Consider the following 19,527-nt stretch of genomic DNA (forward strand, 5'->3'; position numbering starts at 1 on the left):
GGTCGGGGTTGACCCGGGGGCGTTCTACTCCAACTATCCGGACAAGGAGCACCTGTTCCTGGCCCTGTACGACGCGCACACCGACCGGCTGCTGGGCGAACTGCGTGACGCGACGGCACGGCTGGACGGATGTACGGACCCGCTGGAGCGCCTGCTGGAGCACCTCGCGGGCAGCAGCAGCCGCGAGCGGCAGTGGTTCGTTGTGTCGATGGAGTTCACCCTCCACGCGGCCCGCCACCCCGAGGTGGCCGACGACCTCGCAGTTCGCGAGGAGCGGCTGGTGGAGGGTCTGGCCGAGGTGCTGCTCGACCTGCTCGCCCGCGACGGCCGCCGGCCGGCGCTGCCCGTGGCCGACCTGGCCCGGCTGGTGATGGCGGTGTCCGAGGGCCTCAACGCCCACGCCGTCACGCACCCTCAGGCCGACGCCGCCACCGGCGGACTGGCCAGACGCGTCCTGCCGCCGGTGCTCCGTGCGCTCAGCGACCCGACACCCTGACGGTCGGCGCGTGGATCGGCGGCCGCCCGCCGCTGGGCAGCCTGGCCGCGGCTGTGCCTCGGGAGGGGCCCGTTCGGTCACCCCGCACGAGGGTGTCGTCCTGGAACAGGGTCACGGTCTGCATGCCCTGCATGATTCCGAAGGCGATGTTGTCGCGCTCGAGCCGCTCCAGGAGGTCGTCGAACTTGGCCGGGATCTCGTCGCCGAGCGGGACGAGGCCGGGGGCGGCCGGTTCCATGAAGTCGTCCCAGTGCACGGGGACGACCAGCCGGGGGCGGACGTTGCCGATCGTCTGGTCGTAGAAGGTGTCGGTGTGGCGGCGGTCCACGTGGCCGATCGGGATGACGGACAGGAACATCACGTCCGCGCGTACGTCGTCGAGCACACCGACGACGTAGCTGGGCACCTGGACCAGGATCCTCCGGCCGTGGTGCTCGATCAGGAACGCGAAGCTGCCGCCCTCGACGAAGTCGGCGAAGGCGGCAGGCTGCGCCAGCGGGGCGTCGATGGTCAGATCGCGGTCGTCCGTGAGCGGCGGCGGGTTCTGCGGGTGCCGTCCCGGCAGCACCGTCACCGTGAACTCTCCGACCGTCACCGGCTCCCACAGCCGGTAGCGGTGCAGCTGTGCCTCGGGAACGCCTCCACCGCGGGCGATGTTCAGCGTGGACGGCGAGCCGTGCACCTGCGCGCCCGTACGCCGGGCGATCTCCGCGACGTCGAGCGCGTGGTCGTGGTGGCTGTGGGCAACGAACACCGCGGCGACCGAACGGACCTCCGGGCGCGCCAGCCATGCCTCGACCACTCCAGGGTCGCTCGCGATCGACTTCTCGCCGGTCGCCAGTGAGGTGAGCAGGGTCTGCCTGGTGGGCCGGGTGAGGAAGGCGTCGATCAGAATCTGCGTGCGACCGTCGTCGAACAGCAGGGTGGAGATGCCGTAGAAGGTCACCTTGATCTGCGCGCCTGTGGGAGGAGAGGGGTCGGACACGGGCAGGTAGTGCTGCTGGTGGGTACTGATCCCCGTCTGCGGTGCGGACATCGCGGTGCTCCTTCATCGCGGTGGGGCGCCGGAGCTGTCACCGGGCCGGGTGTCCTACCCTGCCCCCGCAGTCGGTGTCCGACCCGTTCAGCGCATCCGAACGGAGTGGGACAGATGGCCGGACAGGGAACGGGGCCGGCCACAGTCGACGGCCTGGCCGTTGCAGCCGCTGCCGGCGCACCCCGCGCGGCACCGGCAGCGGCTGCAACGGCGCGGCGGGGTGTTCAGGGACGGGCGGGGTGGTTGCCGAGGGCTTCGAAGCCGGCGGTGGTGGTGTAGGTGCCGGAAGGCAGGAACGCGCCCATGACGGTCCGCTCGTCGTCCGGGATTCGGGTGTCCTGCACGGCGTGATCGAAGCCCGGGGACGGCAGCATGTTGCGCAGGATCAGCATCGTGTCGTCCGGATGTCCGGCCCCATCGCCATTGGGGGACAGGCTCAGCCAGGTCACGCCGTTGGCTGCGGTGGCGTTGGCGGGACGGTCCTGCGGCAGGCTCAGCACGATCGTGTACCGGCCGTCCCGATCCGTGACGACCTGCTCGTCGTCGACGCATGCCACCGCGCGGGTGGTGGCGTAGCTCTCGTTGGAGCACAGCGACCAGTAGCGCATGTCCGTGCCTGCCTGCATGCGCGGTGCGCGGTCGTAGGTGGCCGGGGTGGTGGGCAGCTTGCCGCGCAGTACCAGCACGTTCCCGAAGGCGCGGCTGACGTAGGCGGAGACGTACTGGTTGTCGATGTTGGAGTACTGCCCTCCGGTGCGGGCCGGGGTGCCGCCGCACGCGCCCTGGTAGACGCAGGCCAGGCTGAACGCGGGGTTGTAGTAGGCGTGCCACGCCGGCTGCGGGTCGGCCGGGAACCCGGTGGGCCTGCCGGGTTGGTCGCGCAGGGCGTTGTAGGTCGCCGACGGGAGTGCGGTGAGCGGCAGTTGGCCGGTGGCGGCGTGGACAGCCGTGCACACGGCGGGCCCGGAGACGGTGGCACCGTCGGCCAGGTGCAGGGTGGGGCGGGGCAGGCCGACGCCGCCGGTGGCGTCCCGGCCGCGGTCGGGCACGTAGACGCGGTAGATCAGCGCGATGCCCTGCTGGCCGGGGACACCGGCGTACAGGGTGTTCACCGCGCGCTGGGCCGGGTCCGTGGGCGGTGGGGTGGGCCGGAGGGTGAGCCGGTAGGACCGGTGGCTGTTGCCGGCTCGTCGGGCGCCGGGCAGGTAGGGGTCGGCGGAGCCGGGATCGGGGCGGGTGGCGGCGTCGTTCAGCGCGTCGACGGGCGCGTGCGTGGCCAGGTTGTAGCTGTTCAGCGACTGGTAGCGGGCGTGGGCGTACTCGCCGTCGAACGTCAGCGATGATCCGGCGGGCAGGGTCAGCTGCGCCGACCAGTACCGGGCGCCTGAGTCCGGGAAGGCGTAATTCTGGCTGGGGTCGCTCACCACGCCCGCGGGCCCGGACCACAGACACGCCGCGGCCTGGCCGCCCGGGTCACGGTCATGGGGCTCTGCCGTGCCGGCGGCATGGGCAGTGCCGGCGGCGAATGCGGCGCCGGCGACGAGTGCGCTCGCCACGGTGGTGGCGACCAGGCCGCGTCGGCGAGGAAGCAGGTGCACGCGGGTTCTCCTTGAATCGATGGCCCCAGCGGGCGCGGTGGGGTGCGCCAGACGCTAGAAGCAAATGAGACACACGTCAATGGTGTCCCATATCGGTCATGTGTTGAACCTGTGTCGCCCTAGGATGGCGCGGTGACCCCCGCTTCCGAGCCGAACAACCTGCTGCCCCAGGTGCGGCGGCCGAACCGCGAGCTCGCCGTGCAGTACGCGCGGCGCGTGTTCCTGCACGGCGACCGCCTGGACATGCGGACCCTCGCTTCCGCCCTGGACGTGGGACGCAGCACGCTCTACCGGTGGGTCGGCGACCGCGAGACCCTCCTCGCACGGATCCTGGCCGACCTCAGCGCCGAGACCTGGGCACACATCCTGCAAGCCACGCAGGGCGAGGGAACTGCCCCGGTCCTCGCGGACATCCGCCGGTTCATGGAAGTCACCGCCGCGTACGAACCGCTGCGCATGTTCGCCGGGCAGGAACCCACCGTCGCCCTGCGCGTCCTGATGGCCGAGGGCGGCCGGGTCAACACGGCACTGAACCAGGGGATCCGTGCCAGCCTGGCCGAGCACAAGGTGGCCGGCGTCGACGCACGGACCGTGGACATCATGGTGCAACTGGGCACCGCGCTGCAGTGGACACCCATCGTCATCGGCGAAGCGCCGGCCATCGACAGGGCCATCACCTTGATCGACCACCTGCTCGACCGGTCCTGACACGGGGTGAGTTTCAAGGGCCCGGGCCATCGGCGGGGAGTCGGGGCTTGAGCCGGAGCGCATGCCCGTGGGGCAGCTCTGGGGCCTGGTCGCCCGGCGGCCCGCCGGCGGTTCCGCACCGCGGGCAGCCGGCGTCGTCCCGGCGCCTCGTGACCCGGCGGCCGGGGTGACGCGTCAGTCGGCGGACCGTGGATCCGTCGGTCGTCCGCGTGCGCTGCGGCGCTTGCGCTCCAAGTGACCCTCGACCCCGTCCAGGAAGAGCTCCAGGGCGGTTTCGAATGCCGATGTCCCGGCCTGCTCGGCGAGGAGCGACGCGAGGCGGGTGAGGGTGGGGTGGGTGGTGGGGGATACGAGGGCGTGGTCGGCCTCCCATCGGGCGCGATCCGCGTCCCCGATCGGTTGGGGCAGGGCGCTGAAGGCGGCGTCGATCCCGGAGAAGGCCAGAACCAGGTCGGCGTAGGCACGGTACACGGACACCGTCTCGGCGTCGTCGAAGCCTGCGGAGCCGATGACGGCGAGCAGCACTTCGATGATCCGCGACTCGTTGACGCGCCCCGTCGTGCGCGCCGCGACGAGCGCGGCGACGCGGGGCTGCTCAAGGTAGACGCGGTGGACGCGGTGCGCCAGTTCGCGCAAGTCCTCGCGCCAGTCCGGTCCGCGTTCGAAGCCTTCCAGGCTGACGCCGATGAGCCGGTCGGCGACCTCCAGGACAAGGTCGTCCATGTCGGTGAAGTGGCGGTAGATCGCCGTGGGGCTGGCCTCCAGGGCTGCTCCGAGGCGCCGCACGGAGAGCGCGTCGCTGCCGTGCTCGGCGATGAGCCGCAGTGCGGCGTCGGTGATGACCTCGCGGGAGAGCACCAGCCCCGACCGGGTGGCGGTCTGGCGAACGCGCTCCCGGACGATCCTCCGTTGGGTGCCCACAGGCCGTCCCCGCCTTCCTTTTCGCGGCCTCCCCGCGTACGGGGAGCCCTGCCCGCACCCTACGACCTCGCCCGGCTCGGCTTCGAGCCGCACTCCCCAGCGGGCAGCGGACGTCGGTGCGCCGACAGCCACTGCGTGATCGGTGTTGACGCAAGGCGCCCGGGGCGGTTTCATCGTCCTCCAACGCGGCCCGAATCCGTCTTCACGGTCTTCCCCACGGCGCCGCCTGTGTCGGAGGAAGCGCATGCAAGCATCGAGTCCCACCACGCCGCCGCAAGCAGCGCAGCAGCCGGACGTACAGCTGCGCCAGGTGGTCGGCCCGCTCCAGGGCGCCGTCATCGCCATGTCCAGTACCGCGCCGACGCTGAGCATCGGCATCGGGATGGGGGTGATCGCCGCAGTCGTCGGCGGCGCCGTCCCCGCCATGGTGATCCTGGCGTTCCTGCCGATTCTGGGTATCGCCAGTGCCTATGCGCAGCTGAACAGCGTCCAGCGGAACCTGGGTACGGGTTTTGTGTGGGTCCGGCGAGCTTTCGGCGCCAAGGCCGGCTCCTGGCTGGGTTTCCAGAGCGCCTGGGTCACCGTCGTCGGCACCACGATCTACCTTGCCTACGGCAGCCAGGTGTGCGGCGCCATGGTGCTGACCTTCGCGGGCGAGATGCATCTGCACTCCGTGATCGGCCTCGCCCTCGACCCGGGATCGATCGCGCTGACGACCGTCCTCGGCCTGATCGTCCTGGCGCTGCTCACCTGGGGCGCGATCCGCGGCGCCAACGTTGCGGCACGGTTCCAGACCTGGCTGATCCTCTTCGAGTACGCGGTCCTGATCGGATTCTGCGGCTATGCGGTGATCGTCGGCACGCACCCGTTCAGCCTGAGCTGGTTCAACCCGGCTTCGGTGCCGTCGCTCAAGTTGCTGGTCACCGGACTGGTCGTCAGCGTCTACATCTTCTGGGGCTGGGACAGTGTCTACACCGTGACCGAGGAGACCAGGAACCCGCGCGACGCGGCGCGGGCCGGCTTCGGTTCGCTCTGGCTCATGCTGGGGATGTTCCTGCTCGCGGCCCTCGGCTTCGAGCGGCTGTTCAGCGTCCCGCAGATGACCCAGAACGCCTCCAGCCTGCTCCCCTACCTGGGCACAGCGCTGGCAAAGCAGCCGATCGCCGCTCTGCCGCTACTGGCGCTGCTCTTCTCGTCGATCGCATCCCTGCAAGCAGGCGTCCTGCCCATCGCCCGGCAGACCCTGGCCATGGGACGGGAGGGGGCTCTCGGTCCGGTGTGGACGAGGCTGCACCCCAGGTACGCCACCCCGGCCGTTGGCACGCTGCTGCTCTGCTCCATCGCGGCCCTGCTGGCCGTGCTCGCCATCGGCGTGGGAACGCTCAACCAGTTCATCGCTGCGGCGGCCACCGCCGTCGGCATGCTGGTGTCGCTCTACTACGGGCTGGCAGGGCTCGCCTGTGCCCTGCACTTCCGCGACCGGCTGCGGGCCGGCGTGCTCGCCGCCCTGCGGTCCGTCGTCCTCCCGGCCTTGAGCGCGGCGGTGCTGTTCGCGCTGGGCGGCTTCCTCGCCTACACGGACTGGACCTCGGCCTCGTCGTTCGCCTGGAACGCGGCCAACGGCCGCTTCCTGGCCGCGGTCCCGGTCGCGATCGTGCTGGCCGGTGTCGCCTTCTCGGCCTGGGCGAAGTGGGGCCGCAGGTCGGCCTATTTCCAGCCCGAGCCGCTTGCCCCGCAACCGTCCGGAAGCCCAGCCGCCGAGGCAGTTGCGGAACCGGGGGCGTAGCCACAGGAGGAGCCGGGGCGGTGGCCCACCGCCCCGGCTTGCCGGCCCGCACCGATCAGCCGCACCCTCCACGACCGGGTCTCCCAGACCGCACACGCACAGCAAAGGACCACCATGACGTCCCCCGTCGCCGACCTCCTCTTCAGCAACGGTCCCGTGTTCACTCCTCCCGGCCCGCACAGCCCCGGGACGCCGACCTTCGCCCACGACACAGTCGCCGTGCTGGACGGCCGGATCGTGGCCTTCGACGACGAGGCCCGGGCCATGGCCGGCGCGGGAACCCAGGAGATCGACCTCGCCGGAAAGCTGCTCGTCCCGGGATTCCAGGACGCCCACATCCACGCCGTGGCCGGAGGCCTGGAACTGGGCCAGTGCGACCTCACGGGCGTCGTCGACCAGGACGCACTGCTGGCACGCATCGCCGCCTACGCCTCCGCCAACCCGCACACGGAGTGGATCACGGGAGCCGGCTGGTCGCTGGAGACCTTCGAGGGCGGCCTGCCAACCCGCCGGCTGCTCGACTCCGTCGTCCCCGACCGGCCCGCCCTGTTGTACAACCGCGACCACCACGGCGCCTGGACCAACACCCGCGCCCTGGAACTGGCCGGCATCACAGCGTCCAGCCCCGATCCGGTCGACGGCCGCATCGAGCGCGACGCCGACGGCCACCCGACGGGCATGCTCCAGGAAGGAGCCGTCCTCCTGGTCGCCAGGCACATCCCGGAGCCCTCCCAGGCAGACCTCGACACCGCCCTGCTCCGCGCCCAGCAGTACCTTCACTCCCTCGGGATCACCGGCTGGCAGGACGCCATCGTCGGAACGGGCATGGGGCTGGCGGACAACCTCCCCGTGTACGTCCGCGCCGCTCGGTCCGGCGCGCTGACGGCGCGGGTCCGCGGCGCCCTGTGGTGGGACCGGGAACGCGGCCTCGAGCAGCTCGACGAGCTCCTCATCCGCCGCGAGGCCGGCCGGGTCGGACGGTTCACCGCCGGATCCGTCAAGATCATGCAGGACGGCATCATCGAGAACCGCACGGCCGCACTGACCCAGCCCTATCTCGATGCCTGCGGCTGCTCCACAGGAGAAAGCGGCCTGAGTTTCGTCGACCCGAAGCTGCTGCCCGGCATCGTCACCGAGCTCGACCGGCACGGCTTCCAGGTGCACTTCCACGCGCTCGGTGACCGAGCGGTACGGGAGGCTCTGGACGCGATAGAAGCAGCGCACGCCGCCAACGGGCCGTCGACCAACCGACACCACCTGGCACACCTTCAGGTCGTGCACCCCGACGATGTCGCCCGCTTCGCCCGGATCGGCGCCACCGCCAACATCCAGCCGCTGTGGGCTTCGCACGAGCCGCAAATGGACGGCCTCGCCATCCCGCTACTCGGCGCCCGGCGCACCACGTGGCAGTACCCCTTTGCCTCCCTTGTGCAGAGCGGCACGACACTGGCCGCCGGCAGCGACTGGCCGGTCAGCAGCCCCGACCCGATCGCAGGACTCCACGTTGCGGTCAACCGCGTGCAGCCGGACGGAAACGATGAGCCATTCCTCCCCGTGGAACAGCTCTCGCTCACTCAGGCCCTCACCGCATACACCGCAGGTTCGGCGTGGGTGAACCACCACGACGACACCGGAACCATCCGCCGCGGGGCCAGCGCCGACCTGGTCGTGCTCGACCGCAACCCGTTCGCGTACCCAGCAGCGCAGATCCACCGCACCCGCGTCCTTGCCACCTTCGTCCGCGGCGAACGAGTCTGGGCCCAGCAGGCCTGAGTGAGGTGACCCCGGAAGGCCCGTGGGTTCGGTATGGCCAGGCCCCGACCCTGGCCGCAGGCGACGCCAGGGCCGACGGGCGGGGGCCTGCCGAGCTCGACGCCCCGCCGGGTCGTACGGTCGAAGGGTGCGGGGTTGCCTGCACACCGGTCCGGCCGCCGTATCCCCTCACGGCGGCCGGACCTCGCCTCTGTGACCGCTGCCCGGGCCTGTTCTCGCGCCGACCCGGAGGCCGGGATCCGGCGGGTCTCGCGGTGGATCCGGCTGTTCACCTCCGCCATGAAGTCCTCGCAGGCCTGCTGCAGTTCGGCGAAGTCGCGGTGCTCGGTCCCGGCTGGGTGGGTCTGCGGGGAGATCAGCTGTCCGTCACCGGGGAGTCTGCCGTGTCCGCCGGCAGTCCGGAAATCAGATGGCCGGAGCTGCCATTGTCTTCGACAATGGCGCATGCTGATTGATCACTGGCCTCTGCTGGGACTGCGTCTGAACACTCCCCGCCTGGAACTGCGACTGCCCGGCGACAACGAACTGGCCGAACTGGCCGACCTGGCGGCAGAAGGCATCCACGAGCCGGACCGCATGCCCTTCCTCGTGCCGTGGACCGACCTTCCTGCCGCGGAACGGGCACGCTCGGTGGTGCAGCACCACTGGTTGCGCCGGGGGAACTGGGCACCGGACAACTGGGCGCTGACCCTCGCCGTATTCGAAAGCGGCCAGGTCGTCGGTCTGCAGACCATCGCCGCCCGCGACTTCGCCGTACTGCGGCAGGTCAGCACCGGTTCCTGGCTCGGCGCGCGGTATCAACGACAAGGGATCGGCACCGAGATGCGCGCCGCCGTTCTGCACTTGGCCTTCGAAGGGCTCAAGGCGCTGGAAGCGATGTCGGGCGCTTTCGAGGACAACGCTTCCTCGCTCGCCGTGTCCCAAAAGCACGGATACGAACTCGACGGCATCGACCGTCACGTGGTCCGTGGCCAGCCTACGACGACGAGGCGGCTGAGGCTGACGCGGGTCCGCTGGGAGACGCACCAACACGTCCCCGTCTCGATCAGTGGGCTGGCGCCCTGCTTGCCGATGTTCGGACTGCCGGACGGCGGCTGCACGGATCGCCACGGGTCGGCTTCGTAGCCCGAGCCGGGTGCGGACCACCGCTGCCACACCGCCGGTGATCCGCACCCGGCAGGACCCCGTGCCGCGACTCGCGAACCCCGTCCCCATGGGGAAACGTGACCACGAGGGTGGGGGAATGACGTGACGCTGATCATGCAGATCGTGGGGAATTACGTGACCGCTGCAGCAGTCCGGCGGCCCTGATGTTCCCCCGGGCGGGCTCGGGGGTGGGCGAGGCGCGGTGACCCGTCGCCGAGGTGGAGGGCGACGTCCAGTGGTGGGTGCAGCCGTCGGACGAGCTGCTGTGAGGGGGCGGCCGGTGTGGCGTGTGCGGGAGGTGGCCGGGAGGGCGGCCGCGCCGGGGCGCCCTGGCCGGCGGTCGTGCGCTCGGGGAGGAGGACGGCGACCGCGGCACCGGTGGCGTCGCCGATCCACGCCACGCCACGCCGGGCCAGGTCGGCTCCGCCGTGGATCTGGTCGAGCCGCCGAGATCCGATGCTCCGGCCGTACTTCTGCTGCGGCCACTGCCGCGGTGTCGTCGGCCGGGTGGTGTGCGGTGGTCGGCTGGGGTTGTGGGGCCGGGCTTCGGTGGGGTGGCCGCGGCTGACCGCGCCGGGTCGTCCGTGGCGCTCGCGGTGATCGTCACCCGGGTGCCGGTGGCTGGTCGTGGTCGTCGTGCCGGTGGCGGGGGTCGAGGGCGCGGCGCAGGGCGGGCAGGTCGGTGAGGGTGGCCTGTTCGGCGAAGCGGGCGAGGAGGCGGCGCAGGACGTGTTCGTTGCGGTCGCGGACGGCTTCGGTGAGGGCGGTCAGCAGTGAGGCCCGGGTCCGTGGAGGGTGCGGGGCCGGGGTGCGCACGGGTGTGAGGGCTGTCCGTTCTTCCACTGCCTGCCTCCTCGGGTGCGGCCTGCCGGCCTCCCGGCCGCGTCGGGCTCCTTCTCGCCGTTCTTGCGCGGGCGAAGACTACCGCCCCTCCGGGCGCGGGAAAATCTGTTCCGGCCGGAGTAGACATTGCCCGCCGGTGTGGCTATGGTTTCTCTCGTAGCCAGCAGTCGAGAGGTGCCCGGCAGACACGAACTGCCGGGAGTTGTGCGAGAGGTTCGCAGGTCGGCACGGTTGCGGGGTTCTGAAGCCAGGGATGGTGCAGTACGGCGACGGGATCGGCGGCCGGGCCCGGTGGCCCGCAGGTATCAGGGGCTGCCACCGAGTAGGACCCGCAGTTGCAGTTCGGCGGGCGAAGGTGCAGTACCAGCAGTGGCAGGTTGCGGTATCCCAGTGAAGGCGCCGGGCTGCGGGCGCGCGTGCTGGGAGGTTCGGCCGGTTTGGTTCCGGAATCCGGGCAGGTGACGGGGGAGGGGCCGGCTGTCGGACCGGGCGGTCTTCCCGGCCGCCGGGGCAGTGCAAGAAGTTGGCAGTACCAGGTCGGAGAGAGCCACAGGAGGAACGGAGGGACAGAGCGCCATCAGGATCGCCCGGCCCGTGAGGATTCTTTGTCCGGGCGGACACCGCAGACCCCCGATCACGAAGGACGGTGGTTTCCGGTCACGCATACGCGATCCCCGCACGCCCCATCCCCCGGGACGGTGCGGACCTAAGGAACCCGGCCCAGGGCCGGTAGATGGTGATGTATCCCTTCGGGGCCCCGGAGCCGCAATGGCGCCGGGGCCCCTCGCCGCGTTCCCCCGACCTGCACGAACAGTCCGAATCGCATGTGAAAGAGGTGCAGTGACCACGACCACCGTCCGACCCCACACCCCAGAATCAGGCTCCGGTTCCCGACCGAGCAGCGGCTCCGACACCAGCCCACGCTCCGGTTCGGACTCGTTCGACGACGACGACTATCCCGCCTACACCATGGGCCGAGCCGCAGAGATGACCGGCACCACCGCCGGCTTCCTGCGCGCCATCGGCGAACAGGGACTCATTACCCCTCTGCGCTCCGAGGGCGGGCACCGCCGTTTCTCCCGCTACCAGCTGCGGATCGCGATGCGCGCCCGCGATCTCGTCGACCAGGGCACCCCCATCGAAGCGGCCTGCCGCATCGTCATCCTCGAGGACCAACTGGAAGAGGCTCTGCGCCTCAACCAGGAACTCCGCGACTCCGCCGACGGACCGCCCGCCGCGGACACCTGACGCCCCGGCAAGGGCTGCCGCTGCGCACCGTGGCCGCAAGGGGCGCGATGTGCCGCTACTGTGAGGCACCCGCCGCGCATGCGGGCCGGCGGGTGCACCCGATCCACGGCTGCACCGACGGCCCGCCACGACCGTGGCGCCGGGGATGAACCGATGACCGAGGCCCTGCAGGTCGATCCGCCTTCGTTGCATGTCCGGCTGCGGCCGGGGCGGGCGCCCCGGTCCTGGAAGCAACAGGTGAACTGGACCAGTACACGGGGCCGCTGCTGGACGCGGCCGTCACCGACGCACTGGATGCCGCGGCAGCTGCGGGCGAGCTGGTGCTGGACGTCTCGGGTGTGCACTTCTGCGACTCGGGCGGCCTCAACACGCTCATCCGCACCCACCTGCGTGCCCGCGACGCGGGCGCCGTGCTGCGCCTGGTGTCCCCGACTGCGCAGGTGGCCGGGCTGTTCCGGCGCACCGGAGGGGATCGGCTGCTGCTGCGGTGAACTTCGGAGGCTGCCCGTTCCCGACGCCCGTGCCGCACGGAGGGTGGTGCGGCGAGGGGCGTCCCGATGCCTCTGGTGTTCGCCCGTCGAGCGGCACTGCTGCCAGGACATTGGCCGGCCGTGCCCGCCTACCGGACTGGAGTGGGCCGACTTCTCCGTCTGAGGCCGGTCGCGGGGGCGGGCGCTGCCGCCGCGCCGGGATTCACCACGTCGGATCATTGCGCGGTGCTTCCACCATGGGTGTGCGTCCTGTCCGCGTCGTGCCGCGCCTTCTGTCCGGTCCTGCCGCCCCGCGCCGCGTCACGCCGCTGTGCGGCCGGCCCGGGGTGGTCGTTTCGGCCTGCCTGCGGGGTGCCGGAGCGGGCCCGGTCTGCCGCGGGTTTGCTGCGCCGGGGCGGTCGGCGGGGTGTGCCCGGTGCAGGCGGTGGGCCTCGGTGGCCGGCGCGGGTTGGCGCGGGTTGGCGCGGTGCGACGGCCGAGGGTCACCGGAAGCGGCGGGTGGGGGCCAGGGGTCCGGTCCCGGATGCGTTGCCAGGGCTTCTCCGCGGTGTCGCCGTGGGGGTCAGGCGCGTCGCACCAATACGCAGGCCTCCGATGGACGGCGGGGCCTACGGCGTACCGCCCTGCTGACGGCTCATCCACTCCTCGATTGCCCGCTCGGTCCTGGCGAGTTCCTCGGTCGGGCTGAACTGCAGCAGCTCGGTGCCGGCGTCCGCGTACGGCCTGTGCCCCGGCGGCTGGTAGAACGCGTCACCGGCCTCGTACACCTCCTCCCGGTTCGCGTAGGTGAAGCGCACACGTCCGGCGATGACGTAGCCCCAGTGCGGACACTGGCATGCCCCGCCGGGCAGGGCCTGCAGCGGACCGTCAAGGTCGGCGTCGGCTGCGAAGGACACGAATTCGACGGTGTACCCGTCCAGCTCCTCGCGGCGATCGGTCACCGGTCCGAACACCTGGACCTTCGCCGCGGACAGTTTGGAAACCTTTGGCATCGCTGCGGCTCCTCTCCGTCATGACGCCGCGACTTGCCGTTGTTTCAAGTCGACCACTTCGCGCAGCGGGGTGCATCCGGGGACAACGGCCCGCCTGGCCTTCGAGGACTCGCTGACAGGCGTTGAGGCTGCGCTCCGAGAGTGACCGGGGCTCCGCGGCCGCACCACCACCGTGGCGATCCCAAAGCCGATGGCCACCCGGAATCCAGGTGGCCGGCCGTCCGGCCTGCGGTACTTCAGATCGCTTCCGTGGACGAAGGACACCCCTTCGTCCGGCTTGCCGGGGTTCGCGAAGCATCAGCGAACCGGCGCCGACCTGGTCGCCCGCTAGGTGCGCCGACTGCTGACCCGGCTGGATACGACCGGCCAACAGATCTTCACGCCCGTCGCCCCCGACTCACTGCGGCGCGAGCCGCTGATCGGCCTGAACTCCGGCCACGTCCGCGCGCGCTCGCCGACTTCCCTGCATACGGAGCGGTCGCCTCCTGGCGCGTCCACCGGCACTTGCCGCGAGAGACGAATGCTTGTGCAGGCGGTGCAGGATCTGCGGGGGATGTCCACCGCCGTCACCGCCGCTGGGTGTACTGGTGAGTGAGGGCAACGCCGGCGGTGCCGGTGCCCGGACGCACACCCGGCCGAATCCGACGGGATCGCCCCTCGTGTCTCGACCTCGGCCGGTGGGGTGACGAATCCGTTCGGCTGATCTCGTGCCGGGACGCCCCCACCAGGTCCGGATTCCGCCGCATCGGCTCCGCCGGCGGAAGGGAAATCCCGACCGGCACAGCGCGGGTGGCGGGGCCCAGGGGTGGTGCCCCGCCAAGGAGGTCCGCTGGTCGGGATCGGGTGGGCCGGTCGGCCCTCACGGCCCGATAGCGGGGGAGCCACGCTGGAGCCATGGCGACAACCGGTGGCAGGGACTTCTACGACATCCTGGGCGTGTCCCGCGATGCCGACCCGAAGACGCTGAAACAGGCTTTCCGCGAGCTCGCCCGCCGGTACCACCCGGACCTCAGCACGGACCCCGACGCGCAGGACCGGTTCAAGGAGGTCGCCGAGGCCTACGGTGTGCTGTCGGACCCGCAGCGGCGGGCCGAGTACGACGAGCGGGGCGCGGCCCGGCCGGCGGCCGTGTCCGTCGAGGACCTGCTGGCGGGGCTCGACCTCGGCGACGTGTTCGCAGGCGCCGGGGGCAGGGTCTTCGGACGTGGCGGCGGATTCCTCGGCGGCAGCTTCGACGATCCGTTCGGGGCGCCGTCCGATGTCGGGCGGGGCCCGGTGCGGGGCGCGGACATCGAACTCGACCTGACCGTACCCCTGTCGGCCGTGATCAGCGGGTCCACCGAGACGGTGACCGTCCGCCGGCCCGCCGTCTGCCCGGGGTGCGGTGGGACGGGTGCCGCCCGCGGTGCGCCGCAGCAGTGCCCCCACTGCCGCGGCAGCGGGCAGCAGGTCACCGAGCGCCGCCTCGGCAACACTGTCCTGCAGAAAGTGACGACCTGCCGGACGTGCGGTGGACGGGGCGCCGTGCTCCGGGATCCCTGCGGCACCTGTGCCGGTTCCGGCCGGGCGGTCGTGAACGAACCGGTCAGCTTCCGGATCCCGGCCGGGACCTTGGAGGGAACGGTCTTCCGGCTGCCCGGCAGGGGTACACCGTCGCCCGACGCGCACGGAACGTCCGGCGATGCGTACGTCACCGTGCGGACGGCCACCGATCCGCGTTTCACCCGCCAGGGTGCCGACCTGTGGCACGGGCTGGAGATCCCGGTGCATCAGGCCGTTCTGGGTACGACGCTGAGCGTTCCCGCGCCGGACGGTCCCGTTCCGCTCACCGTCCCTCCAGGTGTCCAGCCCGGGACGGTACTCGACCTGCCGGGCCGGGGCCTGCCCCGCATCGGTGGGCGGGGCCGTGGCAGCCTCCGGGTGTCGATCACCGTCCGCGTCCCGGAGCACCCCTCCGACGAGGAGCAGGCGCTCTACCGCAGCCTCGCCGCCCTCCACGCCGAGCCTCTGCCCGCCACCCGGGGCGAGCCCCCGCAGACCGGCAGGGCTGCGGAACGCACGGGACGGCTCGGGCAGCGACAGCGCTGGTGGACCCGGTGGTGGCGGCGTACGCGGAAGAGCACCCTGTGACCCGTCCCGCGCGCCCACGCGTGCAATCAGCCACCCCCGGCACCTCCACCCGACGGCCCCACGGGTGGTACGCGCGGGCCGGTCGGCCCGGGGAGGGCCCGTGAGGCTCCGATCGGGCCTGCAGGCGGGCGAGGCACAGAGCGGCGCGGCCGGGGCCGGGCACCCGGCCAACGTACCGAGGCGGACACGGAGGACACAGGGGACGACGGAACTGGCGGGGCGCCGCGGATCGTTGTCGGCGTGGACGGCTCACCACTCTCCGAGCAGGCCCTGCGCTGGGCTCTCCGGCAGGCCCGCCTGGTCGGCGGGTGAGACCTGGCTCACGCCTGCACCGGGCGGGGGCGCGACGGCGCGCCCCCGCCCGATCCAGGGCGACGCCCACCCCGCCCGGGCGGCGGACAACCGGGATCGCCCTGATCCGGCCGTGTGACCGTCCGCAACCTGGGCAGCCGATCGGGCGACGGACTCGCCGCGCGGGCAACGGTTGCGCGGCCCACAACACCAAGGAGGGCGTCATGAGCGACGTGATCTGGGAATTCCGCGACGCGGCCGGCCACATCGCCGGCAATGATCTGGCCGGATTCCACGTGGAGGCCACGGACGGCCCGATCGGCACGGTGGACGAGCTGTCCGAGGAGAGCGGCTCCCGGCACCTGGTGATCGACACCGGACCGTGGATCTTCGGCAAGCACGTCCTCCTGCCCGCCGGGACCGTCGCGCGCGTCGAACAGGAGGAGAAGACGGTCTACGTCGACCGCACCAAGGACGAGATCAGGAACAGCCCGGAGTACGACCCCGAGCGGCACGCGCTCGCCGACGACTACCGGGAGGCCTACGCCGCCTACTACGGCACCTACTACGGCGGCCCCGTCTGACCTCCCCGGGCGCCCGCGCCGCCGGGAGGGTCGTTGTCCGCATCGGGTTGCGGCACCCTGCACAGCGGCGGCCTGCCGGGGCGGGGCGGTTCGGGACGTTCGCGGAACCGGCGTCGATCTTCACCGGCTCCCCGCTGGTCGCGCTGCCGTGTCTGTTGCTCGTCGGAGCGGCCGTCGCGGTCCACAGGGCAGTCCTGTCGGAGCGGGAGCTCGTCGTGGGCGACACCACGGCCGCGGCCGATGGGTCCACCTGCCGGCCGTGAGCCGGTAGGAGTTCGGCGAGCGAGGGTGCGGGTTCTCGGTGCGGGCCACAGCGGAGGGTGACTGTCGGCGGCAGGGCCGTCGTCACTAGGCTGCGGGTCCCGGAATGATCACCGTTCCCTCAGAGAAGTGGACCCCGATGCCCGCTGCCGCCCCGGCCACCGCCGACGCGCGTCTGGACCCGCAGGAGATGGTCGTCCTGCACCGCGTCTTCCGCCGCGAGATCTCGCTGTTGGCCACCCTGATCGAGGCCGCTGTCCCCGGCGACCGGCGGCGCACCGACGTGCTCGCCGATCACCTCGACCTGGTCCTCGGTGCCCTGGGCGAACACCACGAGGGCGAGGACGACCTGCTGTGGCCCAAGCTGCGTGAGCGCGCCGCCCCCGATGACAACGTCGTGGCACGGATGGCCGACCAGCACGGGGCCATCGCCGGCGCGCTCGCCGCGGCCAACGAGCTGTCGCGCCGGTGGCGCAGCCGGACTGACAGCGGCACGGCTCTGCGCCTCGCCGAAGCCCTGCGTGCCCTCGACCGGCACGCCACCACCCACATGGACGACGAAGAAGAACACCTCCTGCCCTTGATGGCCGACCACATCTCGCCCCGCGAATGGGCCGAGGTTGGCGAACGCGGACGCCGCAGCGTACCCAAGTCCAAGCTTCTGATCTTCCTGGGCGCGATCCTCGAGGACGCGACCGCGCAGGAACGCCAGCTGTTCCTCTCGCAGATGCCCGCCCCCGCCCGCCTTCTGTGGCACACCCTCGGTGCCCGCCTCTACAAGCGCACCGTCGTCCGCGTCCGCCGGAGCGATGCGGTGGTCCCCCAGGCGTAACGCCCGATCCCACGTGTGGGAGGGCGGAGTTCCAGGCCCTCCGCACAGCACGGGTGGGAAATCGAGGACGTGTCTGAAAGATCGTGTGAGTCCGTGATGCGACATTCCGGCCGGGGGTCGGCCTCGGGCTCGGGCCTCTGGCCGGGCGGAACGGACGGCTCATGACGGAGAAGACGGTGCCGGCTGCTGCGGCGGACGCGGCCGGGGAGGCGCCGGTCGGCGAGGGCGCCGAGCGGTTGACGGACAGTGCGGACGCCTCTGGCGCGGCCCTGCTGGGCGTGGGCGGCCTGCTGACGGAGATCACCCGGGCCGTGCTGGAGCGGGCCATGGAAGCGGGGATGGCGGAGCGCCTCGGCTGCGGGAATCACGGCCCGGCAGGGCGGGGCTCGGGTCACTCACGAACGCGGTGCGCTATCGAACGGTCGCAGGCCTGGGTCTCGGACGTGCTGGACTCCGCGCGGTCGCCGATGCCGATCCCGGAGGACGGCGGGACCGCGCACCCCGCTCGCCGCCACCGCCCGCGCCGCGACCGACTGCCCTCTGGATCCGGCCGCCGATCTCGGGATCGGGCCGACCCCGGGCGGCGGGCGAGGGACGTGAGGGAGGGGCCGCTCTGCTCCGCGCGGCAGTTCCACAGAAGCCGCCCCTCAAGCACTCCCGGTGGATGACCGGCGGGGTCGGGGCTGTCACGGAAGCCGTGGCTGTACGGACCGCGCCGAGCGGGGCGGAGTTCCCACCGCGCCGTGGGCGGCCTGCCTGCCGGAACCTCGTGGCAGGTCTCGGCCGCCCTTCGCATGAGGGTCGCGCGCCCCGCCGCAGTCCGGGACCGGGTGCTCACCGGGGCAGCCCGGCGAGGACGGTGTTGGGGCCGCGCAGGCCGGCGTGAGGACGGTTGTGGGGGAGCTTGCCGAGCATGGCGCCCATGGCGCAGGTGTTGCCGATCGCGGCGCACGCAAGGCCGGCACCGACGGCGGCGGAGGGCCAGCGCGCCCCCGGCAGGGCGAGGTCGGCGCCGACGCCGGCGACGACGAGCGAGCCGGCCGCGGGGCGGACCTGGCGGTCCATGGCCCAGACCGCGCGGGCGCCTTCGGGGCGGTTGAGGGGGCGGCCGTCCTGGGCCCAGGCGGAGGTGCCGCCGACCAGGGGGCGGGCCGTGACACCGGCGGCGGCGAGCTTCTCGCAGGCGCTCCGGGAGCGGGTTCCGGAGGCGCAGACGACGGTGAGTTCGGCCTGCGTGGCGGCTGCGGGGCGGAGCTGCTCGACGGTCAGAGGCGTTGCCATCGGGGGTTGTCACTTCCACCGCGGCAAGTGCCGGACGCCGTTGCGGGCCGCGACCGGAGAAGGGGAGGGGCGGCCGGTCAGGTCAGGGCGTCGACGAGCATCAGCGCGGCAACGGCCATCAGGGCGGCGGCGAACGCGATCTGCAGGGTGCGTCCGCTGAAGCGGTCGGCCAGGCGCTTGCCGTCCCAGGCACCGAGTACGGCGGCGGCGGTGAACGGTGCGATGACGGCCCAGTCGAGGGAGCCGGTTGCGCCGAGCCGGGGCACCAGGGCGGCGAGTGAGTTGGCGGAGATGACCAGCAGGCTGGTGCCGACGGCCTCCGCCATGGTGAAGGCAAGGACGGAGACAAGGGCGGGGACGGCGAGGAAGCCGCCACCGACGCCCAGGAGACCGGTGACCGCGCCGAGGCCGGCGCCGGCGGCGGCCGACCGTCCGGAGCCGCTGTCGGCGGGCCGGTCGGCTGGCGCGGCGTCGGGGCGGCGTCGTGCCGCGTCCTTGGGCTTGCGCGCGGAGGCGAGCATGCGCCAGGCGGCGAACGCCGCCAGCGCCGCGAACGCGAGGGTGAGCAGGGCCGCGGGCAGGTGGGCGGAGAGCGCGCCTGTGGCAGCGGCCAGCGGTAGTCCGGCGGCGGCGAAGAGGGTGCCGGTGCGCCATCGGACGCGCCCGGTCCTGGCGTGGGCGAGGAGTCCGGTGAGCGAGGTGACGGCGACGATGATCAGGCTGGCGGTGCCGGCGTGGGCGGGGGTGAAGCCGAGCAGGTAGATCAGGGCGGGGACGGCGAGCATGCTGCCGCCTCCGCCGAGGCCGCCGAGTGCCAGTCCGACGACGGCGCCGGCGAGGAGGGCGAGGACGAGCGCGGTCATATGACTCGGCCGTTCTGGCCGCCCGTGGTCGTGACAGGCAGGCCGGCCTCGGCCCAGGCCCTCATCCCGCCCGCCACATTGACGGCGTCGACGCCGCGGGCCGTGAGCAGGGCGGCGGCCTGCCGGGAGCGGTTGCCCGAGCGGCAGATCGCCAGTACCTCCCGCCCGGCCGCCGCAGGCGGGAGTCCTCCGCCCGCGGCGAGCGCACCGAGGGGAGTGGGACGGCGCCGGGTGCGTGGCCGGCGGC

19 protein-coding genes and 1 pseudogene are annotated in these 19,527 nt (G+C 72.3%); 12 read left to right on the forward strand and 8 right to left on the reverse strand.

The window, feature by feature from the left end:
* The first annotated feature begins 154 nt into the window (after positions 1–154).
* A complete protein-coding gene (locus tag ABEB13_RS39695) occupies positions 155–496 on the forward strand; it encodes a TetR family transcriptional regulator C-terminal domain-containing protein (protein ID WP_345709986.1) in 342 nt (113 codons plus the stop codon).
* Here the strand turns inward: ABEB13_RS39695 and ABEB13_RS39700 are convergent.
* Together ABEB13_RS39700 and ABEB13_RS39705 are read right to left on the reverse strand one after the other, a co-directional pair.
* On the reverse strand, positions 477–1,532 hold the full coding sequence (locus tag ABEB13_RS39700; RefSeq protein WP_345709448.1) for an MBL fold metallo-hydrolase: 1,056 nt from the start codon (positions 1,530–1,532) through the stop codon (positions 477–479). The genes ABEB13_RS39695 and ABEB13_RS39700 overlap by 20 nt on opposite strands.
* A gap of 224 nt (positions 1,533–1,756) precedes the next feature.
* Positions 1,757–3,130 carry a hypothetical protein gene (locus ABEB13_RS39705; protein WP_345709449.1) on the reverse strand — a complete coding sequence of 458 codons (1,374 nt, stop codon included), beginning with the start codon at positions 3,128–3,130 and terminating at the stop codon, positions 1,757–1,759.
* A gap of 132 nt (positions 3,131–3,262) precedes the next feature.
* On the opposite strand from ABEB13_RS39705, the gene ABEB13_RS39710 reads away from it, so the two are divergent.
* Positions 3,263–3,838, forward strand: coding sequence for a QsdR family transcriptional regulator (locus ABEB13_RS39710; protein WP_345709450.1), 576 nt, complete (start codon positions 3,263–3,265; stop codon positions 3,836–3,838).
* A gap of 174 nt (positions 3,839–4,012) precedes the next feature.
* On the opposite strand, the gene ABEB13_RS39715 is transcribed toward ABEB13_RS39710, so the two are convergent.
* The gene (locus ABEB13_RS39715) at positions 4,013–4,759 is read right to left on the reverse strand and encodes a TetR/AcrR family transcriptional regulator (RefSeq protein ID WP_345709451.1); all 747 of its coding nucleotides are present in this window, start codon (positions 4,757–4,759) and stop codon (positions 4,013–4,015) included.
* 244 nt (positions 4,760–5,003) lie between these two features.
* Between ABEB13_RS39715 and ABEB13_RS39720 the strand changes: the two genes are divergently transcribed.
* The 3 genes from ABEB13_RS39720 to ABEB13_RS39730 all read left to right on the forward strand — a co-directional run bounded on the left by ABEB13_RS39720 (position 5,004) and on the right by ABEB13_RS39730 (position 9,443).
* Entirely contained in the window at positions 5,004–6,545 is a 1,542-nt protein-coding gene (locus ABEB13_RS39720; RefSeq protein ID WP_345709452.1) for an APC family permease, read from the forward strand.
* A 114-nt stretch (positions 6,546–6,659) separates the two neighbouring features.
* Entirely contained in the window at positions 6,660–8,318 is a 1,659-nt protein-coding gene (locus ABEB13_RS39725) for an amidohydrolase (RefSeq protein ID WP_345709453.1), read from the forward strand.
* 444 nt (positions 8,319–8,762) lie between these two features.
* A complete protein-coding gene (locus ABEB13_RS39730) occupies positions 8,763–9,443 on the forward strand; it encodes a GNAT family N-acetyltransferase (protein ID WP_345709454.1) in 681 nt (226 codons plus the stop codon).
* A gap of 624 nt (positions 9,444–10,067) precedes the next feature.
* Here ABEB13_RS39730 and ABEB13_RS39735 read toward each other — a convergent pair.
* Entirely contained in the window at positions 10,068–10,307 is a 240-nt protein-coding gene (locus ABEB13_RS39735; protein ID WP_345709455.1) for a hypothetical protein, read from the reverse strand.
* Positions 10,308–11,276: 969 nt separating this feature from the next.
* Between ABEB13_RS39735 and ABEB13_RS39740 the strand changes: the two genes are divergently transcribed.
* A complete protein-coding gene (locus ABEB13_RS39740) occupies positions 11,277–11,555 on the forward strand; it encodes a helix-turn-helix domain-containing protein (protein ID WP_345709987.1) in 279 nt (92 codons plus the stop codon).
* 224 nt (positions 11,556–11,779) lie between these two features.
* Positions 11,780–12,046 (forward strand): STAS domain-containing protein, encoded by a 267-nt coding sequence (locus ABEB13_RS39745; protein WP_345709988.1) that lies wholly within the window; start codon positions 11,780–11,782, stop codon positions 12,044–12,046.
* A 608-nt stretch (positions 12,047–12,654) separates the two neighbouring features.
* Here ABEB13_RS39745 and ABEB13_RS39750 read toward each other — a convergent pair.
* On the reverse strand, positions 12,655–13,038 hold the full coding sequence (locus ABEB13_RS39750; RefSeq protein ID WP_345709456.1) for a cupin domain-containing protein: 384 nt from the start codon (positions 13,036–13,038) through the stop codon (positions 12,655–12,657).
* Between the two features lie 894 nt (positions 13,039–13,932).
* Here ABEB13_RS39750 and ABEB13_RS39755 point away from each other — a divergent pair.
* The 5 genes and pseudogenes from ABEB13_RS39755 to ABEB13_RS41035 form a co-directional block, all read left to right on the forward strand.
* Positions 13,933–15,168 carry a DnaJ C-terminal domain-containing protein gene (locus ABEB13_RS39755; protein WP_345709457.1) on the forward strand — a complete coding sequence of 412 codons (1,236 nt, stop codon included), beginning with the start codon at positions 13,933–13,935 and terminating at the stop codon, positions 15,166–15,168.
* A 228-nt stretch (positions 15,169–15,396) separates the two neighbouring features.
* Complete coding sequence (locus ABEB13_RS39760; protein WP_345709989.1) at positions 15,397–15,480, forward strand: universal stress protein; 84 nt, start codon at positions 15,397–15,399, stop codon at positions 15,478–15,480.
* Between the two features lie 203 nt (positions 15,481–15,683).
* Complete coding sequence (locus ABEB13_RS39765) at positions 15,684–16,043, forward strand: PRC-barrel domain-containing protein (RefSeq protein ID WP_345709458.1); 360 nt, start codon at positions 15,684–15,686, stop codon at positions 16,041–16,043.
* Positions 16,044–16,443: 400 nt separating this feature from the next.
* Positions 16,444–17,136, forward strand: coding sequence for a hemerythrin domain-containing protein (locus ABEB13_RS39770; RefSeq protein ID WP_345709459.1), 693 nt, complete (start codon positions 16,444–16,446; stop codon positions 17,134–17,136).
* Between the two features lie 161 nt (positions 17,137–17,297).
* Positions 17,298–17,537 (forward strand): annotated as a pseudogene (locus ABEB13_RS41035) (IS256 family transposase); the annotation flags it as partial.
* Positions 17,538–17,970: 433 nt separating this feature from the next.
* Here the strand turns inward: ABEB13_RS41035 and ABEB13_RS39775 are convergent.
* The 3 genes from ABEB13_RS39775 to ABEB13_RS41040 all read right to left on the reverse strand — a co-directional run bounded on the left by ABEB13_RS39775 (position 17,971) and on the right by ABEB13_RS41040 (position 19,435).
* Positions 17,971–18,417 carry a rhodanese-like domain-containing protein gene (locus ABEB13_RS39775; RefSeq protein ID WP_345709460.1) on the reverse strand — a complete coding sequence of 149 codons (447 nt, stop codon included), beginning with the start codon at positions 18,415–18,417 and terminating at the stop codon, positions 17,971–17,973.
* A 77-nt stretch (positions 18,418–18,494) separates the two neighbouring features.
* Entirely contained in the window at positions 18,495–19,280 is a 786-nt protein-coding gene (locus tag ABEB13_RS39780; protein ID WP_345709461.1) for a sulfite exporter TauE/SafE family protein, read from the reverse strand.
* Positions 19,277–19,435 (reverse strand): rhodanese-like domain-containing protein, encoded by a 159-nt coding sequence (locus ABEB13_RS41040; protein WP_425559985.1) that lies wholly within the window; start codon positions 19,433–19,435, stop codon positions 19,277–19,279. The genes ABEB13_RS39780 and ABEB13_RS41040 overlap by 4 nt, the downstream gene beginning before the upstream one ends.
* Between the last annotated feature and the right edge of the window lie 92 nt (positions 19,436–19,527).

Origin of the sequence: Kitasatospora paranensis, from assembly GCF_039544005.1 — a bacterium.
Lineage (GTDB): Bacteria > Actinomycetota > Actinomycetes > Streptomycetales > Streptomycetaceae > Kitasatospora > Kitasatospora paranensis.